The organism is Polaromonas sp. A23, from assembly GCF_002001015.1.
In the GTDB taxonomy this organism is placed as follows: Bacteria; Pseudomonadota; Gammaproteobacteria; order Burkholderiales; family Burkholderiaceae_C; genus Polaromonas.
On the sequence record NZ_MUNO01000045.1, the window covers coordinates 19,797 to 37,391 of the forward strand.

Annotated in this window: 17 protein-coding genes; 10 read left to right on the plus strand and 7 right to left on the minus strand. The window is 62.1% G+C overall.

Translation table 11 applies throughout. The features are described from left to right. Positions 1 to 33 precede the first annotated feature (33 nt). Positions 34 to 1,281: an FAD-dependent oxidoreductase gene (locus B0B52_RS19275; RefSeq protein WP_077595297.1), complete on the minus strand. Its 1,248-nt coding sequence runs from the start codon at positions 1,279 to 1,281 to the stop codon at positions 34 to 36. A gap of 174 nt (positions 1,282 to 1,455) precedes the next feature. Continuing rightward, a complete protein-coding gene (locus B0B52_RS19280; protein WP_077595298.1) occupies positions 1,456 to 2,475 on the minus strand; it encodes a BLUF domain-containing protein in 1,020 nt (339 codons plus the stop codon). A gap of 303 nt (positions 2,476 to 2,778) precedes the next feature. Here B0B52_RS19280 and B0B52_RS19285 point away from each other — a divergent pair, with 303 nt between their 5' ends. Continuing rightward, on the plus strand, positions 2,779 to 3,723 hold the full coding sequence (locus tag B0B52_RS19285) for a sugar kinase (protein WP_077595299.1): 945 nt from the start codon (positions 2,779 to 2,781) through the stop codon (positions 3,721 to 3,723). Between the two features lie 100 nt (positions 3,724 to 3,823). Here the strand turns inward: B0B52_RS19285 and B0B52_RS19290 are convergent, their stop codons facing one another. Then, positions 3,824 to 4,684 carry a ZIP family metal transporter gene (locus tag B0B52_RS19290; protein WP_077595300.1) on the minus strand — a complete coding sequence of 287 codons (861 nt, stop codon included), beginning with the start codon at positions 4,682 to 4,684 and terminating at the stop codon, positions 3,824 to 3,826. A gap of 448 nt (positions 4,685 to 5,132) precedes the next feature. Beyond that, the gene (locus B0B52_RS19295; RefSeq protein ID WP_077595301.1) at positions 5,133 to 6,032 is read right to left on the minus strand and encodes a dienelactone hydrolase family protein; all 900 of its coding nucleotides are present in this window, start codon (positions 6,030 to 6,032) and stop codon (positions 5,133 to 5,135) included. A gap of 184 nt (positions 6,033 to 6,216) precedes the next feature. Between B0B52_RS19295 and B0B52_RS19300 the strand changes: the two genes are divergently transcribed. From B0B52_RS19300 to B0B52_RS19315, 4 genes are all read left to right on the plus strand, one after another. Next, a complete protein-coding gene (locus B0B52_RS19300) occupies positions 6,217 to 6,786 on the plus strand; it encodes a GbsR/MarR family transcriptional regulator (RefSeq protein ID WP_077595302.1) in 570 nt (189 codons plus the stop codon). A gap of 62 nt (positions 6,787 to 6,848) precedes the next feature. Then, on the plus strand, positions 6,849 to 7,358 hold the full coding sequence (locus B0B52_RS19305; protein ID WP_077595303.1) for a thiol-disulfide oxidoreductase DCC family protein: 510 nt from the start codon (positions 6,849 to 6,851) through the stop codon (positions 7,356 to 7,358). A gap of 18 nt (positions 7,359 to 7,376) precedes the next feature. Next, a complete protein-coding gene (locus B0B52_RS19310; protein WP_077595304.1) occupies positions 7,377 to 7,778 on the plus strand; it encodes a hypothetical protein in 402 nt (133 codons plus the stop codon). A 45-nt stretch (positions 7,779 to 7,823) separates the two neighbouring features. After that, positions 7,824 to 8,690, plus strand: coding sequence for a fatty acid desaturase (locus B0B52_RS19315; RefSeq protein ID WP_077595305.1), 867 nt, complete (start codon positions 7,824 to 7,826; stop codon positions 8,688 to 8,690). Between the two features lie 30 nt (positions 8,691 to 8,720). On the opposite strand, the gene polA is transcribed toward B0B52_RS19315, so the two are convergent. Continuing rightward, positions 8,721 to 11,546, minus strand: a complete 2,826-nt coding sequence (gene polA / locus B0B52_RS19320; protein WP_077595306.1) for a DNA polymerase I — start codon at positions 11,544 to 11,546, stop codon at positions 8,721 to 8,723. 422 nt (positions 11,547 to 11,968) lie between these two features. Here polA and B0B52_RS19330 point away from each other — a divergent pair, with 422 nt between their 5' ends. The 4 genes from B0B52_RS19330 (at position 11,969) to B0B52_RS19345 (ending at position 15,006) form a co-directional block, all read left to right on the plus strand. Continuing rightward, the gene (locus tag B0B52_RS19330) at positions 11,969 to 12,328 is read left to right on the plus strand and encodes a hypothetical protein (protein WP_139352023.1); all 360 of its coding nucleotides are present in this window, start codon (positions 11,969 to 11,971) and stop codon (positions 12,326 to 12,328) included. Positions 12,329 to 12,346: 18 nt separating this feature from the next. Beyond that, on the plus strand, positions 12,347 to 13,336 hold the full coding sequence (locus B0B52_RS19335; RefSeq protein ID WP_077595308.1) for a homoserine kinase: 990 nt from the start codon (positions 12,347 to 12,349) through the stop codon (positions 13,334 to 13,336). A 153-nt stretch (positions 13,337 to 13,489) separates the two neighbouring features. Next, the gene (locus B0B52_RS19340; protein ID WP_077595309.1) at positions 13,490 to 14,287 is read left to right on the plus strand and encodes a BPSS1780 family membrane protein; all 798 of its coding nucleotides are present in this window, start codon (positions 13,490 to 13,492) and stop codon (positions 14,285 to 14,287) included. Beyond that, a complete protein-coding gene (locus B0B52_RS19345; protein WP_077595310.1) occupies positions 14,284 to 15,006 on the plus strand; it encodes an iron dicitrate transport regulator FecR in 723 nt (240 codons plus the stop codon). The genes B0B52_RS19340 and B0B52_RS19345 overlap by 4 nt, the downstream gene beginning before the upstream one ends. A 23-nt stretch (positions 15,007 to 15,029) precedes the next feature. Here B0B52_RS19345 and B0B52_RS19350 read toward each other — a convergent pair whose 3' ends face one another. Then, positions 15,030 to 15,824, minus strand: a complete 795-nt coding sequence (locus B0B52_RS19350; protein WP_077595311.1) for an IclR family transcriptional regulator — start codon at positions 15,822 to 15,824, stop codon at positions 15,030 to 15,032. A gap of 248 nt (positions 15,825 to 16,072) precedes the next feature. Here B0B52_RS19350 and B0B52_RS19355 point away from each other — a divergent pair, with 248 nt between their 5' ends. Further along, complete coding sequence (locus B0B52_RS19355; RefSeq protein WP_077595603.1) at positions 16,073 to 17,206, plus strand: ABC transporter substrate-binding protein; 1,134 nt, start codon at positions 16,073 to 16,075, stop codon at positions 17,204 to 17,206. Here B0B52_RS19355 and B0B52_RS19360 read toward each other — a convergent pair. Then, complete coding sequence (locus B0B52_RS19360; RefSeq protein WP_077595312.1) at positions 17,199 to 17,564, minus strand: hypothetical protein; 366 nt, start codon at positions 17,562 to 17,564, stop codon at positions 17,199 to 17,201. The two genes, B0B52_RS19355 and B0B52_RS19360, sit on opposite strands and share 8 nt — an antisense overlap. Positions 17,565 to 17,595: the final 31 nt, after the last annotated feature.

Consider the following 17,595-nt stretch of genomic DNA (forward strand, 5'->3'; position numbering starts at 1 on the left):
GCAAGCACCACACAGCCTGACCGGCCGGAGGGTTCACACCCGCGGTGACGCGACATGTTCAGGCCGGATGCCGATACCCACCGCATAGGCGGGCAAGGCCTGCAGCGCAGGAAAGCGGTTGATCACGCGCAACGGCCAGGGCACTGGCAGCGGCGAGGTGTCCTGCCCCGCAGCGCTTGCCAGGACAGGGCTCAACACGCGGTTCTGTATGGCCACCTGTACAGCCTGTGTGACGCGCGTGGCAAACAGCCGCCGTTCCTGAACCTGGGCCAGCAGCTGCGTCAAAGCATAGGCGGTCACCGCCGGATCGGCGAGTGCCCGTGCCAGGATATTGGCCGCCGCCACCGCATCCTGTATCGCCAGGTTGATACCCACACCGCCAATGGGCGACATGGCATGTGCCGCGTCACCGATGCACAGCAGCCCCGGCCGGTACCAGCGCTCGAGCCGGTCCACCGTCACGCTAAGGAGCTTGATGTCGTCCCAGCTCGCCAGCAAATGAACACGGTCAGCAAACAGGGGAGCGACTTTCAGCAAATCGGCCTTGAAGGCGTCCAGCCCGCGCAGTTGCAGGGCTTGCATGCCGCCTTTCGGAATCACATACGCACATTGCCAGTAACTGCCTCGGTTGATCATCGCCAGGAACAGCCCGCGGCCGATACGGCCGCCAGTGCCGGGGGGATCAGTCGGGGCCATCGGCAGACGCAGCCACAACACGTCAATGGGTGCGCCGAGATCGCGTACCTTCAGGCCGGCTGCCTTCCGAACCTCAGAGCGTCGGCCATCGGCACCAATGACCAGTGCCGCGCTGACTTGAAGTTGTCCTTCAGGCGTTTGTGCCAAAACGCCGGTGACCAGGCCCTTCTCCGCATCTTCGACGATATCGGTGACTTCGGCATTCTGGATCAGGCGAAAGCCCGGATAACGTTCGGCCTCGTCACGCAGAAAATCGAGGAACTCCCATTGCGGCATCATGGCAATGAACGGGCTGTGGGCGCGGATGCGGGAAAAATCCGCCAGCACTGTCTCTTTGCCGCCGATGACCGCGCGCAACACCTGGACGGCATCGTGCGGCAAGGCCAGGAATTGCTCGAGCAGCCCCAGCTCATGGATCACCTGCAGGGTAGACGGGTGAACCGTGTCACCCCGAAAATCACGCAGGAAATCGGCATGCTTTTCCAGGACGACAACGTCGACACCGGCGCGCGCGAGCAAAAGGCCCAGCATCATGCCTGCCGGGCCGCCGCCAGCGATGCAGCATCGTGTTGTAAGTAGATTCAACGGGGCTCCTCCAGCGCAGACAGGCAGCTTAGCCGCTTGTGTGTGCCAGAGCAACCGTCCTCAAAAGCACACGACAGCCCCGAGGAACCTGCCGCCCTGCCCGGCCTCCCCGACCAGGTCGGCGGACATCAGGCAGGCATGGTTGTCGTTGCGGAAAAGCGCAACGGGCATGAGTTACCTCATGGCAAACAGGTCGGGAATGGACAGCGGCCCGCTGTTGGCAGCTTCGCGCCAGCGGGCCAGCAAGGGGTGCACGGCCGCCCACACACCCGCGCAGTCGTGGGGGTGCGCCTGGGCGTCGAGATAGATAAGGCCCAGGTGATGTGCCAGGGCAAAGGGCCGCGAGTGTGTCGCGTGATGCTGCGCCACTCCGACCAGCACCGGCGGCGAAGCCAGCCCGGCGCATGCGGCGGCCACCTTGTCGAGCAGCGGCAGATCGCGCTCGGGCTCGCCGGAAAGCAGCAGCACGATGTGCGAGTAGTCAGGCACGAAAGCGCGCGTGAGAGGCACGGCCAGCCCCTTGCGCGACATGGCGATGACGCGTAGTACGCGGTCGTCGTCGTTGAAATCCACATAGTCGGTGCCGACATCCAGCCCCTCATCACCCGCGAAGCGCCGGCGCACCAGCGGCTGCTGGTGCCGCGCGGCAAGCCATCGCGCGAACTCGAACGAGGGGGAAGCCGCCGCCGCGCACACCAGAATGCGCTGGAATGCGTCAGGGTTGGTTTGCTGCGCCGCACCGGGGTGGCCCAGGGGCGTGGAGAGCTGGCGCCAGACGGCGGGCGGCGAGTACTGCACGCCGTTTTCCATGCTCTGGCGCAGGCGTGCCACGCGCCGGGCCATGGATTCGGGTTCTTCGTTCGTTTGCACGATGGCCATGGACCACGGGCCGCTCAGCAGCCGTGGACCGCGGCTGGAATGGACGATACGAAGGGAGTGATGACGCGGGTCCGCCGCGAGTCGGTCCGTCAGCCGCAGCAGCGCGTGGCCAGGCCCTTCCTTCCACTGCACGAACCAACCCGATTGGTACAGCAGCGCGGTGTGGATGCCGACGGGCACGTTGTGGCGTACCGCGCTGGCGCGGATGCGCTCCATCTCTGCGTACACGCCGGCGCCGATACAAGCTTCGCTCGCGTAGACGATGCGCACAACGCTCTCCTGCGGCTCTACGCATACCTTGCTGTTAAGTCGCATGGCATAAGTCTGCCTTGGTACTCAGCGGTTCCAGTTGCTCCAGATCAACCGGACCAACATCTTCGGATACCGGAAGAAATATCACCCGCCTATGTTTTCTGGCAACGCCGGTGTGTTCGGGCTGCATCACCGGCAGTGGGGGCGCCTGATGCAGCACGCCGGGACGGCTCAGGACCGCTCGCGGCGCTCGTCTACAAGCAAAAACCTCTGTTTGCCCTTGTATCGTGGGCGTAAGTAGCTATAAAAACAATAGCAGCCTCAGAATGCTAGGATTTCTGCACCCTGCACTGCCGAGAACTTCCCATGACAAACCCGCTGGACGTCGTCACTTTTGGCGAAGCCATGATGCTGCTGGTGGCCGACCGCCCGGGCCCCCTTGAAGACGCCTCTTCTTTTTACAAACGCACGGCAGGCGCTGAAACCAACGTGGCCATCGGCCTGTCACGCCTGGGCCTGAAAGTGGGCTGGGCCAGCCGCCTGGGCACGGACATGATGGGGCGTTACCTGATCAAGGCCATGACGGGCGAAGGCATCGACTGTTCCCATGTGGCGCTGTCTCCCGAACATTCGACGGGCTTCATGCTCAAGGGCAGCGTGCTTGACGGCAGCGACCCGCCTGTGGAATACCACCGCAAAGGCTCGGCCGCCAGCCACATGAGCGCCAGCGACATGGATACCGCCTGGCTGCTTTCGGCACGCCACCTGCACGCCACAGGCGTTTTCCCGGCCATCTCTGCCACCACGCTGCCTCTGGCGCGCCAGAGCATGGATTTGATGCGCGATGCCGGACGCAGCGTGTCGTTTGACCCCAACCTGCGACCTACTCTGTGGGCCACACCTGAACACATGCGAGAAGCCATCAACGACCTCGCGGCGCGTGCCGACTGGGTGCTGCCGGGCCTGGAAGAAGGCCACTTCCTGACGGGCGAAAGCACCGCCGAAGGTGTTGCCCGCTTTTACCTGGACCTCGGCGTCAAGCTGGTCGTCGTCAAGCTCGGCAGCGAAGGCGCTTACTTCAGCGGCGAGGGCGCCAGCGGCTATGTGACCGGTTTCCCAGTCAAGAAAGTGGTAGACACCGTGGGCGCAGGCGATGGATTTGCGGTGGGCGTGATCAGCGCCCTGCTGAGCGGCCTGGACATTCAGGCAGCCGTCAAGCGCGGAGCCTGGATTGGCGCGCGTGCAGTACAGGTGCTGGGCGACACCGAAGGCCTGCCAACACAGGCTGACCTGGCACAGGCTGGGCTCTGAGGCGCAATGCCGCACCCGGCGGCGGCACCCCTTACAACGGTAGAGGTGCAGGCGGTCCTTGACCGTCATGCGGCGGCGTTGCTGCTGGCCGCCAACGGTGCTAATGTGCCAGCCCGCTGACCACCGTCACCAGCGCAATCCCCACCGCCAGCCAGGCGATCTGCGCAAACGTTTCTGCGGCACTCAAGCGCTTTTGCAGTTGCGGAATCAAATCGGCCAGGGCCACGTAGACAAAGCTGCTGGAGGCCACCACCAGGAAATACGGCAGCCAGTCGTGCAGCATGTCCACCAGGGCGTAGCCGACCAGCCCGCCTATCGCTGTCACTGCGCCCGCCAGTGAAACCTTGACCAGGGCGATGCGCTGGTTGCTGGAGGTTTGGCGCAAAACCACCAAATCGCCCATGTGGTGGGGAATTTCGTGCGCCAGCACAGCCAGCGCGGTGATGACACCCAGACGCATGTCGGCCACAAAAGCAGAAGCGATCAGGATGCCGTCGCCAAAAGCATGCACGCTGTCGCCGGTCAACACAGCCCAGCTGCCGGATTGGGCATCGTGGTTGTGGCTGCCATGGTGGTGGTGGTGGCCCAGCGGAGACGGAGTGGTTTCGACGCGCTCTGCGGTGACCGAGTTTTCGGTGCGCACGGACGCGAGCAGGTGATCCGGACCAGCCTCGTGCGGGTCATGATGCTCGTGGCCATGGTGGTAGAGCTCGGCCTTGTCGAGCAGGAAAAAAAACACCAAGCCCACCAGCAAGGTGGCAAAAAGCTCGTGGGCGCCGGCCTGGCTCTCAAACGCCTCAGGCAGCAGGTGCATGAAGGCTGTCGCCAGCAACGCGCCTGCAGCCAGGCTCAACATGTGCGTGGTGTAACGCGCAAGAACACCAAAGCTGAGCACGGCCGCGAGCCAAACGCTGCCAATGCCGGCAGCCAGGGTGCCGGCCAAAATTGCTATCAATGTCATAGCTACTTGCGCTCGCTCTCAAAGGGCTGGAGCCCAAAATCATTCAAAAATATCCGTGGAGGTTACACCACAGACGACAAAACCCCGGGCGAGGCATCCAATGCCTGCGGCCGGGGTTGCTTTGATCTTATCAACTGTGTCAACCCCGGGATGGCCCCCACGGTTGCTCACTTCGTGTAGCTCCCGAGGCCTTGCAGGCCGCCGCTCGCCAGAGGCTTCGCTTCTGTCGCCTGTCCAAAGCTGCTCAAGCAGCTTTGGAGCCGCAGGCTCCAGCCCCTCGGGGGCCGCTGCGCCTGCGGGCCGGCTAAGCCGGACCGCGGCCCTGGCTTGCTGAAGAGTTCGGTGGGCATAACCAGCAGGGGCCGCGGATCTGGCTTAGCCAGTCCGCAGGCGCCGCCCCCTTGAGGGGGGAACGGGCTACACGCAGTGAGCCTGGACGGGGGTGTTTTTAAACCACGCCGTTGGCCTTGAACCACGCCAGAGCGCGTTTCCAGCCGTCCTCTGCCGCCTCCTTGCGGAAGCTGGGGCGGTAGTCGGCATGGAATGCGTGCGGGGCATCAGGGTACACCACAAATTGCGAAGCCTTTGCCGCTGTGCTGCCGCCGGCAAGGGCGAGCTTCATCTTATCCACCGTGTCAAGGGGGATGCCGCTGTCCTGCCCACCGTACAGGCCCAGCACCGGGCCGTTCAGAATGGGTGCAAGGTCGATCGGGTGTTTCGGTGTGAGGTCGGTGCTGGCACCAACCAGCCGGCCATACCAGGCAACACCGGCCTTGACGTTGGGGTTGTGTGCGGCATAGAGCCAGGTGACGCGGCCACCCCAGCAAAAGCCGGTGATGCCGACCTTCGCCGTATTGCCGCCGTTGGCGCCGGCCCATTTCACGGCACCGTCGAGGTCGGCCATGACCTGCGCATCCGGCACCTTGGCGACGACCTCGGCCATCAGCTTGGCGATTTCACCGTACTTTGTCGGGTCGCCCTGGCGGGCATACAGCTCGGGGGCAATGGCCAGGTAGCCGGCCTTGGCAAAGCGGCGCGCGGTGTCTGCAATGTACTCATGCACCCCAAAAATTTCCTGGATCACCAGGATCACCGGTAGGTTGGTCTTGCCTGCTGGCGCCGCGTAATAGGCGGGCACCTTGAAACCGTTGACTTCAAAGGTGGTTTCACCGGCTTTCAGGCCGTCAGCCGACGTCTTGATGGCCGTCTGCGCCATGATGGGCAGGGCTGTCGCGGCATAACCAACGCCGAGCGCAGTCTTCAGTGCCGTGCGGCGGGTGGCGCCGCTTTCCGTGCTTTGGCCGGGCAAAAGGGAATCAAACTCGTTTTTCTGATTGCTATTGAGCATGGTGGTTTCCTCTGGGGTGGTTAAATCAACCCTCGGAGTCTAAGCAGGTGCAGAAGTTCTTGCCCGCACGGGGAATACAACGGTATCTTCCAGCCAACAGGCCCACGATACTGGCCGCTAAAACCATTGACGAACGATTATTTTCTGTCTTGACAGAAATTTCAGACGGTATATATTCGAAGCCATGGAACTCAGCACTGTCGCCCGCAAATTCGTCGTCCACTGGGGAGAAATGGGCACAGCGTGGGGCGTCAACCGCACGGTGTCGCAAATCCATGCCCTGCTGTTTTTCCACGGCCGCCCGCTGCATGCCGAGGAAATTGCCGACACCCTGACGGTGGCCCGCTCCAATGTGAGCACCAGCCTCAAGGAACTACTGAACTGGAACCTCATACGCACAACCCAGTTGCTGGGCGACCGGCGCGATTATTACGAAACCTCGCTCGATGTCTGGGAGCTGTTCCGCACCGTGGTGCGCGAGCGCAAGGAACGCGAGTTCGATCCCACCGTGCGCATGCTGCGTGAGTTGGTGAAGGAAGAAGGCTTTGGGGCAGAAGCCGCCGATGCCCAGGACCGCGTGCGTGAAACCCTGAGGCTCATGGAGTCCCTGGGCCTGTGGGCCGACGAAATGCTGCGCCTATCCCCCGCCACGCTGGAAAAGGTTTTGCGCATGGGTGCCAGCGTGCAAAAGTTTGTCCGCGGTGGCGATGCCGGACCTGCGGATCCTTCGGAGCTGCTGCCGCCCACTTTTTAATCCGGAGATCCTTTTTTTGGAAATTAATTTCTGTTTGTACTGAAATTTCTAAAGGAGAAAAAATGACTACCGCGAATGACTTCACCAACTTGGGCAATACCCGCTACGACCGCTTCAAGGCCGGGCTCGCCCATGCCACCTATCCGCTGACGCTGTACTACGAATCGGCCTGTCCCCTGTGCAATGCGGAAATGACCAATCTCATGCTCCGCAACACCGAAGGCCGTCTGCGTTTTGCCGATGTGTCGGCACCGGAGTTCAACGACGTTCCGGCCGGCACAACGATGCAGGACCTGCTGGACCTGATCCATGCACGCACCGCCGACGGCCGTGTGATCAAGGGGGTCGAGGTGTTCCGGCTGGCCTATGAAGCCGTGGGACTGAAAGGGATCAGTTCCGCCATGCGGCTGCCCGTGCTGCGTCCGCTTGCTGAATGGGCCTACCCCGTGCTGGCCCGCAACCGGCACCGCATTCCCCGCCGGCTTGTCGGCCTGCTTTTTGAAGGTGCGGCACGGCGCGCGGCTGAACGCGCGGCCGGTGCACGCTGCAATTCCGGAACCTGCTCACTTTAATCAAGAAAGGACATCCTCATGAATGCCAACCTCTTCTTTGTTTCGCTGCTGATTGCGCTGGTCGGACCGATCATTGCCATCACCTACCTGCGCCCCATCCTGTACAAGGTGCTGCGCATGCTGTGCGATGCTGATGGCGGTGCCGAGTTCTGGATACGCTGCGCCTACCTGCTCGCCGTGTCCGGCACGCTGCTTCTGATGCTGACCTTCGGCGAGTTCAGCAACAGGCACGACGTCGTCGACACCGTGCGGCGCTCGCTCTGGCTGGTGCTTGCGGGTGTGTTTCTCACCGTGGCCATCATCTCGCGCAATGTCTGGACGCAGGTGCGGCAGTGGATTGCAGCGCAACGGGTAGATGCCACAGCCCGCGCCATCGAAGCTGTCCGCGGCGATGCACCGGCCACGCCTGAGTCGGCCTGAAAACATCTGTACCGCTTCACATGAACCAGCCCGAAAGGCCGTGCCATGTTGTCTCGCACAAGTCAAAGCAGCATTGAAACCAAAAGCGCGAAACCCCGGCCCCCGCATGTGCACTGGGAAGACCTGGTGCCCCTGCGCCGCCGCGAGATTGCACTGAACCTCGGCTTGTCGGCCCCCTGGCTTGCGGCCTCACTGTGGGCCGCACAACAAGACCTTTACCTGGTGGCCATGCCCTGCTCTGCCGTGTTTTTCCTGACAGCCCTGAGGCAAGCGCATGACAGCTATCACGCCAGCATCGGCGTGCCCCGCAAATGGCTGGACGCCGTCCTGCTGATGCTGACACTCACCATGCTGTGTGCCACCCACGCCATACGCCACACACATCTTGTGCATCATCGCAACCCCTTGGGCAACGGCGACGAAGAAGGCGGCTGGGCACGGCAACCTGCATGGCGTGCCTTGGCGCTGGGCCTGCTGTTCAGCATACGTACTCATGGGCAGGCGCTGCGTACAGGCAGCCGGCGTACCAGACTGTGGGTCTGTCTGGAGCTCGCGCTGATCGCAGCGGTGTGGCTGGCTGCTATGGTGAGCGATCAAGCCTGGCTGCGCTACCACGTGGTCGCCATGATCGGCTCGAATGCGCTGGTGGGCTTTTTTGCGGTGTGGAGCGTACACCATGGCTGTGATGCAAAGGATGTGTTCGCCCGCACCGAGCGGCACCCCTGGGTCAACCGACTGACCGTCAACCTGCTTTATCACGTGGAGCATCACCTCTACCCGGCCGTGCCGGCGAACCACCTGCCCGTGCTGGCGAGCCGGCTCGATGAGGTTGCGCCTGAATGGACCGGTGTACGGGTTCTCGGTCAGGCAGAGGCTGCCGTGGCGTTGCAGCCGCGGCGGCGTACGGCATAAGGGCCGTTCAACCGGCCCATGCCAAAGCGCTCAGTGTGCCTTTTCCCAGTTGGCGCCGATCCCGATCTCGGCCAGCAGCGGTACCTTGAGCTCGGCCACACCGGCCATCAGACGCGGGATTTCGGTGCGCACCCATTCGACTTCGGCCTCGGGCACTTCAAACACCAGCTCGTCGTGCACCTGCATGATCATTTTGGTGGCACGCTTTTCCGCATCCAGCACATCCTGCACCTTGACCATGCTGAGCTTGATCAGGTCGGCCGCGGTGCCTTGCATGGGCGCGTTGATGGCTTGCCTTTCGGCGGCCTTCTTGCGCGGGCCGTTGCCGCCGGTGATTTCCGCCAGATACAGCTGTCGGCCAAATACGGTTTCGACAAAATGGTTCTTCTGTGCAAACGCCACGGTCTGCTCCATGTAGTTCTTCACGCCCGGATACCGTTGGAAATATTTGTCGATGTAGGCCGCAGCGGCCTTGGTCTCAATCCCGAGGTTGCGCGCCAAGCCAAAACTGCTCATGCCGTAGATCAGGCCGAAGTTGATGACCTTGGCGTAGCGGCGCTGCTCGCTGCTGACCTGATCGAGTGCCACGCCAAACACCTCGGCAGCGGTTGCGCGGTGCACGTCCAAGCCATCGGTGAAAGCGCGCAACAAGGCCTCGTCGCCGCTGAGGTGCGCCATGATGCGCAGCTCGATCTGGGAATAGTCGGCACTGGCGATCACGCTGCCTGCAGGCGCCACAAAAGCTTCGCGCACGCGCCGACCTTCAGGCGTACGCACCGGGATGTTCTGCAGGTTGGGATCGTTGCTGGACAGTCGGCCCGTCACCGCGACGGCTTGTGCGTAATGCGTGTGAACCCGGCCCGTGCGCGGCAGCGCGAGCTGGGCCAGCTTGTCGGTGTAGGTACCCTTGAGCTTGCTGAGCGAGCGATGCTCTAGCAGCTTGGCTGGCAGCGGGTAGTCCTCGGCGAGTTTTTCCAGCACCTCCTCGTCGGTGCTGCGCGCGCCGCTCGGCGTTTTCTTGATGACGGGCATGCCCAGCTTGTCAAAGAAAATTTCACCCAGTTGCTTGGGGCTGCCCAGGTTGAAAGGCTGGCCAGCGATCTCATAGGCCTCGGCCTCGAGTTGCAGGATGCGCTGGCCCAGTTCGTGGCTTTGCACGGCCAGCATGGGCGCGTCGATCAACACACCATTGCGCTCGATGCGGTACAGGGTTTCGCTGCTTTTGATCTCCAGCTCATAGATAAAACGCAGCTTGTCGTTGGCCTGCAGCCGCGGCCAGAGCACACGGTGCACGTCCAGCGTCTGGTCCGAGTCTTCACACGAGTATTCGGCGGCCTTGGCGATGTCCACCTGGTTGAACTTGATCTGGTGCGCGCCTTTGCCGCACAGGTCTTCGTAGTTGATGCCACTGCGTCCGACATGGCGCACGGCCAGGCTGGCCAGGCCGTGCGGCTTGGTCACTTCGAGCACATAACTCTGCAGCATGGTGTCGTGCGTATAACCCTGCACTTCAATGCCGTGGTTGGCAAACACATGCCGGTCGTACTTGACGTGTTGGCCGAGTTTGGCTTTGCTCGGGTTTTCCAGCCAGGGCTTGAGCCGTGCCAGCACCTCATCGCGCGGTAACTGTTCAGGCGCGTCAGGGTAATCGTGCGTCAGCGGGATGTAGGCCGCCTCGCCCGGCGTGACGCTGAAGCTCAGGCCGACGATCTGGGCCAGCATTTCGTCCAGCGAAGTGGTTTCGGTGTCCAGCGCCACCAGCTCGGCGGCTTCGATTTTCGCGAGCCAGGCGTCGAACATCGCCCAGTCCAGCACGGTGTCGTAACGCAGGTTGGTGGCCCGCTCGGCCAGCGGCGTGGCCAGAAAGGCCGGTTCGTCAAACAGCCCCGGCTCGTCGGGCGAGGCCGCAGGCGCGGCGCGGCCCTGGCGGTGGGTTTCCGGTCCTGCCGGCAGCTCGGCCGGGGCATTCTGGGCGTCTATGCTGCGGACCAGGCCCTTGAAGCCATATTTATCATAAAAAGCCTTCAAAGCCTCCGTCTGCTGGGCGCCAGCAGCTATTGATTCCATAGCAGGCAGGCCCTCAATGTAATCCTGCAGTTCGCAGTCTTTCTTGATGGTCAGCAGCTCGCGTCCTTTGGGCAGCCAGTCCAGGGACTGGCGCAGGTTGTCGCCGACCACGCCCTTGATCTCGCCGGCATGGGCCACCAGCGCGTCGAGCGAGCCGTATTCGAGCAACCATTTCACTGCCGTCTTGGGCCCCACCTTGGGCACACCGGGCACGTTGTCCACCGCATCGCCGACCAGGGTCTGATAGTCCACCATCAGGCGCGGCGGCACGCCGAACTCGGACTCGACACCGGCCAGGTCGCGCCGGCGGTCGTTCATGGTGTCGATGACGGTGATGTGTTCGTCCACGAGTTGGCTCAGGTCTTTGTCGCCGCTGGAGATGATGACTTCAATGCCCTGCTTAGACGCCATGCAGGCCAGCGTGCCGATCACGTCGTCGGCTTCCACGCCAGGCACGTCCAGTACCTTCCAGCCGAGCAGGCGCACCACTTCATGAATGGGTTCGACCTGGCTGCGCAGGTCGTCGGGCATGGGCGAGCGCTGGGCCTTGTATTCCGGGTAAAGCGCATCGCGAAAGGTCGGGCCCTTGGCATCGAACACACAGGCCGCGTAGTCGGCCCGGACGTCCTTGCGCAACTTCTGCATCATGTTGACCATGCCGCGGATGGCCCCCGTTGCGGGGCTTTGAGGGTCACCAGGGTTGGCCCGCAGGTCCGGCATGGCATGAAATGCGCGGTACAGGTAACTGGATCCGTCCACCAGCAGAAGTGTTTTTTTATCGGTGCTCATGGCTAGGGTCTGCTCACACTATTTATGCAAGTGCGAATATGGTTAAAACAGCGCCAATCTAGGCGCGCGACGACGCTCAGCCTGGGCGGCTGAGCTAGGAGTGCAACAACGAGTGGTGCTGTTTTAACCATATTCCCTTCGGGTTGCGGCCAAAAAGGCCATGCGCAGCGTTGCAAAGCCTGGCCGGGCGCTGCCCGTAGCCGTCGGGCCGCGAAGTGACCCGGCGAAGGGCAGCATTGGCGCTGCTGCGCTGTACAGCTTCGCGCACGGACGCTTCGCAGCGCCGCCCGGCTGCATTTTGCGCCTCGCGCATGACCTTTTTGACTCGCAACGCATCTTGCATAAATAGTGTGAGCAGACCCTAGATTGTCACCGTTTTGCCGCCTGTATCCAGCGACACGCCAGCCCCCTACAATGCAGGCATGCAACACCCTCTCTGCTCCCTTCTGCTCGCGGCAACGGCTGCTTTGTCATGCGCCCCGGCGCTGGCCCAGACGGTGGCGCCGGCAGCGGCGCCCGCGCCTGCCCTGGAGCCCGGAACCAACCCGACCAGCCGCAGGCCCGAACCAGCCATCCAGCGCATTCGCACCGAAGATGCGGGCTCGCGTATCGATGAGATACGTGTCGGCGGCGAGACGCAAAGCATCACGGTGCAGCCCAAGACAAACGTGCCAGCCTACGAGGTTCTTCCCTCCGACGGCACCAAGGGCGGCGGCACGGGCCCGTCCACCTCCGGCGCCGGCACCACCGGCAAACGTGTCTGGAACGTGCTCAAGTTCTAGGTTCCGGTCAGTTTCAGCATGGCCGTTTACACCGAAGTCTCGTTTGACGAGGCCGCCCCTCTTTTGCAGTCGCTCGGTCTGGGGCAGCTGCAAACCATTGATGCCTGCTCCGGTGGCATCGAAAATACCAACTATTTTGTTGACACCGACCAGGGTCGCTACGTCCTGACCCTGTTCGAACGGCTGGGGTTCGAGCAGTTGCCGTTTTACCTGCACCTGATGAAACACCTGGCACAGCGCGGCATTCCGGTGCCCGAGCCGCGTGCTGCCGTGACGACAGACGCTGGCAGCCTGGCCGGCGACATCCTGCACAAACTTAAAGGCAAACCGGCCGCCGTGGTTGACCGCTTGCGCGGCCGCAGTGAGCTGTCGCCCTCATCCGCCCACTGCACAGCCGTGGGCGACATGCTGGCGCGCATGCATCTGGCGGGGCAAGATTACCCGCGCCAGCAGGCCAATCTGCGTGGTTTGCCCTGGTGGAATGAAACTGTGCCGGTGGTTCTGCCCTACCTGAACCCCGAACAGGCCAGCCTGATCCAGTCCGAGCTGGCCTATCAAAACCATGTCGCTGCCTCGTCTGCGTTCCACGCCTTGCCACGCGGCCCTGTCCACGCCGACCTCTTTCGCGACAACGTCATGTTCGACAGCGAAGACGGCCGTTTGCACCTGACCGGGTTCTTCGACTTCTACTTCGCCGGCTGGGACACCTTGCTGTTTGACATTGGCGTCAGCCTCAACGACTGGTGCGTGGATCCGGACACGGGTGCGTGCGATGTCTCGCGCTCGGCCGCTTTCATGGCCGCCTACCAGGCCGTGCGCCCGCTCACCGGGCAGGAGCGCAGCCTGCTTCCGGCCATGGAACGGGCCGCAGCCCTGCGCTTCTGGATCTCGCGGCTATGGGACTTTCACCTGCCGCGCGAAGCTGCGCTTTTGCAGGCGCACGACCCCACGCATTTTGAACGCGTGCTGCGCCAGCGGGTGAACCATCTCTGCAGCCCGCGGCCCTGATCCGTTCTTTCCGGCTGGCGTGCCGGAGCCGGCATGCCGTTCTTTTTGGGAGCAAAGAGCCCAATCGGCGTTAAATTGTTCACCGAGTCAGCCTTTTTAATCGTGCCCGTCGAACCCGGACCGATCTGAACCACTCAACATGCAATCCAAGAAATGAAACTAAACATCGTTCCCGCGCGTACTGGCATCACATGGGTCAAACTCGGCATACAAACCTTCTTCAAGCAACCGCTGGCAATGGCAGGCCTGTTCTTCATGTACATGGCGGCGGCCACGCTGGCTTCGTTGATTCCGTTCGTCGGCGTCGTCTTGGCCCTGGCTATCGTACCGGCAGCGACGCTGGGCCTGATGGCCGCCACACAGGAAGCTGCCAAGGGCCGCTTTCCGATGCCCACCATCTTGATCAGCGCCTTCCGCACCGGCAAGCAGCGCGTGCGCGCCATGCTGGTGCTGGGTTTTCTTTACGCGGCCGCCTGCCTGCTGATTGTTTCCGTGGTACCGCTGTTTTTCGAGGTACCGGCCAGCCGCGAAGCCGCCCTGACACCCGGAATGCAAGGGGCCATGCTCGCGATCATGGTTCTGTATCTGCCGATTTCCGTACTCTTCTGGCATGCGCCCGCTCTGGTGCACTGGCACGGTGTTTCACCTGTCAAAAGCCTGTTTTTCAGTGCTGTGGTCTGTTTCAGGAATGCAGGTGCTTACGTCGTGTTTGGCCTGGCCTGGATGGTGGTTCTGATGCTGATCGGCATGCTGGTGAGTCTGCTGGCTGGTTTGCTGGCCAGCCCCGATGCTGCCGCCGCAATCGTCATGCCCGCCGCGCTGCTGATGGCGGCCATGTTCTCGACCTCGCTATATTTCACCTTCGAGGGCAGTTTTGACGCTTCCCCGGACGACAACCCGAACAACAACGATCACCCCGACAACAACCCCACCCCCGGAGATACGCTATGACCCAGCACCTGCTGCAAGGCCGCCAGGAAAAAGAAATTTTGTGGTTTCAAAGGCGCGATGCGCTCAAGGCAGCCGCTGCCTGGGTGGCCTTGGGAGGGTTACCGGCCGCCATGGCCCAACAGCGCAGCAACATTGTGCAATTGACGGGGGACGCCACCATCAATGGCAGCCGCCTGAGTCCGCAACAGGCGATCCAGACCGGGGATGAAATCCAGACCGGTCCCGGCTCCAACCTCGTGTTTGTCATCGGCAATTCGTCGTTCCAGGTTCGCCAGAATTCGCGCCTGTCCGTTGAACGCGGCAGCACGCTGAATGCCGTCAGCGTGTTGCGTCTGCTGACAGGCGCCGTGGCCAGCGTGTGGGGCAAGGGGGTGAACCGCTCCATCATCATGCCAACACTGACGGCCGGCATACGAGGCACGGGCGTGTACTCCGAAATTTTTGCCGACCAGGGCAACCGCAACTACTTCTGCAACTGCTACGGCACCGTCGACCTGAGCGCTGGCAATGACAAGCAGCTGTCCCAGGCCCAGTACCACCAGGCGTTCTGGGCCGACCCCGAAGCCCGCAACAACGGCCGCCTGTTGTCGCCTGCCCGGGCGCTGAACCATACCGACGAAGAACTGGAGTTTCTCGCCGGACTGGTCGATCAGCGTACCTCCTGGCAAATTGCAGGCAGGAAAGGCATCAAGGACGGCAGCGGGAAAATGACCTACTGATCCGGCCGCACCGGCGCTGCCTGTCAGGCATCGCCGGACGCGTTTTGCAGCCGCCTGACCAGCGCCACGAGTTGCGGCCGCACCTCTGCCATCAGGAATTCCGGCGAAAGATTGAAACCCGGACCGCCGCAGTTCACCACCATGACGGAGCGCCCGCCCGCAGGCCGGAATGCAGCAGCAATGGCGTTAACGTCTTTTTGCCAATCACCGAAGGACGCGCAGCAGCCGTGATCGCGGTAATGCGTCAGCGCCAGTTCCAGCGTCTCACGCGTTTTAGGCCAGGCCTTCTCGTCCTGGACACGAATGCGCTCAAGCAGGGCCTCACGCTCGTTGTCCGAGCAGCCACACAAATAGGCACGCCCCATCGCCGTGCTGGCCAGCGGGATGCGTGAACCTACGTCCAGGCTGAGCGTGAGCGCAGATTCGCTACGGCAGTTTTCCACATAGATCATGCTCAGGCGGTCGCGGATGCCCAGCGAGACCATGGCCTGCGAACTGTCGGCGAGATCCTGCATCAGCGGCCTGGCAAGCTGCCGCATGTCCATGCGCGCCAGCATCGCGCTTCCCAACGCCAGCACCGCACTGCCCAGGCGATAACCCGCGTGACCGTTGGCGTCCTGTGCATGCTCCAGATAGCCGTGCTTGGTCAGCGTGTAGGTCAAACGCGAAATCGTTGACTTGGGCAAGCCACAACGGCGTGCCAATTCCTGGTTACCCAGTGTTCGATCGCGCGAACGAAAAGCACTGAGTACATCCAGTCCGCGTGCCAGTGCCGTCACAAAGTGACGATCTTCCTTGGCGTGAACAGGACTGGCCATTCCGGAAGCCGGCTTTCTGGAAACAGAAGGTTGAGACATCGTTAGTTCTGCATTGCGGAATAAACAACCCGCCATTGTGACACTCAGATAGTCTGTTTAACCCCACAGCTCGGGAAAGCCATAGGTATAAATGTGTCCGAGTGTTTCAAAATCGCGCTGATGGAGTAAGCAGTTAGTTCTGCAATGCAGAACTATCAAACAATGTTAATTAACCAGGAAAATTGATGAAAAACAAGACGATTCATCTCATGGCCAGAGCCCTAGGCCTTGCCGCCCTGCTGTCGTTTGTCCTTCCCGGGCACGCCGCGCCGGGGCGCGAGGATCTGGTGATCGGACAAGTAGCGCCACTGACCGGCGTGATTGCCGGAACCGGCAACGAATATGTGGCGGGCGGCGCTGCGTATTTCGCCTATGTCAACGACAACGGCGGTATTTATGGCCGCAAGATTCGCGTCGCCCTCAAGGACGACAGCTACAAACCCGACCAGACCCTGGCCCTGACGCGCCAGTTGCTGGCTGAAGACAAGCCGCTGGCGCTGTTCGGGTTTGTCGGCACCGGCAACGTGCTGGCCCTGAATAAAAACAAGGTGCTGGAAGATGCAGGCATTGCGCTGCTGGCGCCTTACACCGGGGCCAAGGATTTGCGCGACCCGATGAACCCGCACATCTTCCACATCCGGGCCAGCTACACCGACGAGACCGCGCGCATGGTGGAACATCTGTACACCATCGGCCTGCGCCGCTTCGCCGTGATGTACCAGGACGATCCTTTCGGAAAAAGCGGCTTGGTGGGTGCGGAAAGCGCGATGCAAAAGCTTGGCATGAAGGCCGTGGCCACGGGCGCTTATGACCGCACCAAGCCTGAAGAGGTCGATGCAGCGGTCGCCGCCATTGCGCCAGCCAACCCTGACGCCATCATCATGGTGTCGGTCAACCGGGCCTCTGCTGCCTTCATCAAGAAAATGCGTGCCCAGGGCAGCAAGGCCCGGCTGTTCAGCATCTCGGTGGTGAACTTCAAGGAGCTGCTGAAAAACGCCGGCGAGGACAACGCCCGCGGCATCGGCATCTCCCAGGTCATGCCCTACCCTTATTCCACGCTGGCGCCGGTAGCCCGCGAGTTCCAGACCCTGATGGCCAAATACCAGCCGGACAAAGTGGTCTCCTACGCCAGCATGGAGTCCTTCATCGCAGCCAAAATTCTTGTGGAAGCCATACGCCGCAGCGGTGCCGATCCAACCCGCGCAAAGATCATCAGCCAGCTCGAAAAAATGAACAGCTATGACGTGGGAGGTTTCAAGGTAAGTTTTTCGCCGGAAAACCGTGTCGGCTCGAAATTTGTCGAAGTCACCGTGATCGGGCGAGACGGCAGGCTGCTCAGATAGCGCGGCGCACTTCGAGGATTTCGTACTCGATCGCTTCCCGGTAGGTCCTGGCATCATGCAGCGCCAGGTGCAGCAGGATTTTGGCGGCATGCGCCTTGATGACGCGGGGCAGCAAGGCGCCGACGAGCACGAGCGGCAGCCCCCACCACACATGGCCGGACAGGGCCAGCGCTGCCCCTATCCCGAGTAGCGGCAGCGCAATGCCAATCACGAACAGCCGGTGCTTGACGTATTTCTGCGCGCGCTCAGGGTTCACGATCAGGCGGAAACGGCCCATGGACAGACCGGTCTTGAATTCCTGGTGGCTGACCTCGACGGTGGCATCGTCTGCTTGAGGGTTGGACTCTGTCTCGTTCATTGTTGTCTCGCGGGCGGTTGGTCGTCTGCCT

Excerpts from the sequence above, each read along its gene's own strand:
- B0B52_RS19310 (WP_077595304.1), top strand. The coding sequence starts at position 7,377 with ATGAATGCCAACCTCTTCTTTGTTTCGCTGCTGATTGCGCTGGTCGGA.
- polA (WP_077595306.1), bottom strand. The coding sequence starts at position 11,546 with ATGAGCACCGATAAAAAAACACTTCTGCTGGTGGACGGATCCAGTTAC.
- B0B52_RS19360 (WP_077595312.1), bottom strand. The coding sequence starts at position 17,564 with ATGAACGAGACAGAGTCCAACCCTCAAGCAGACGATGCCACCGTCGAG.
- B0B52_RS19330 (WP_139352023.1), top strand. The coding sequence starts at position 11,969 with ATGCAACACCCTCTCTGCTCCCTTCTGCTCGCGGCAACGGCTGCTTTG.
- B0B52_RS19340 (WP_077595309.1), top strand. The coding sequence starts at position 13,490 with ATGAAACTAAACATCGTTCCCGCGCGTACTGGCATCACATGGGTCAAA.
- B0B52_RS19305 (WP_077595303.1), top strand. The coding sequence starts at position 6,849 with ATGACTACCGCGAATGACTTCACCAACTTGGGCAATACCCGCTACGAC.
- B0B52_RS19345 (WP_077595310.1), top strand. The coding sequence starts at position 14,284 with ATGACCCAGCACCTGCTGCAAGGCCGCCAGGAAAAAGAAATTTTGTGG.
- B0B52_RS19355 (WP_077595603.1), top strand. The coding sequence starts at position 16,073 with ATGGCCAGAGCCCTAGGCCTTGCCGCCCTGCTGTCGTTTGTCCTTCCC.
- B0B52_RS19290 (WP_077595300.1), bottom strand. The coding sequence starts at position 4,684 with ATGACATTGATAGCAATTTTGGCCGGCACCCTGGCTGCCGGCATTGGC.
- B0B52_RS19300 (WP_077595302.1), top strand. The coding sequence starts at position 6,217 with ATGGAACTCAGCACTGTCGCCCGCAAATTCGTCGTCCACTGGGGAGAA.
- B0B52_RS19295 (WP_077595301.1), bottom strand. The coding sequence starts at position 6,032 with ATGCTCAATAGCAATCAGAAAAACGAGTTTGATTCCCTTTTGCCCGGC.
- B0B52_RS19280 (WP_077595298.1), bottom strand. The coding sequence starts at position 2,475 with ATGCGACTTAACAGCAAGGTATGCGTAGAGCCGCAGGAGAGCGTTGTG.
- B0B52_RS19315 (WP_077595305.1), top strand. The coding sequence starts at position 7,824 with ATGTTGTCTCGCACAAGTCAAAGCAGCATTGAAACCAAAAGCGCGAAA.
- B0B52_RS19350 (WP_077595311.1), bottom strand. The coding sequence starts at position 15,824 with ATGGCCAGTCCTGTTCACGCCAAGGAAGATCGTCACTTTGTGACGGCA.
- B0B52_RS19285 (WP_077595299.1), top strand. The coding sequence starts at position 2,779 with ATGACAAACCCGCTGGACGTCGTCACTTTTGGCGAAGCCATGATGCTG.
- B0B52_RS19335 (WP_077595308.1), top strand. The coding sequence starts at position 12,347 with ATGGCCGTTTACACCGAAGTCTCGTTTGACGAGGCCGCCCCTCTTTTG.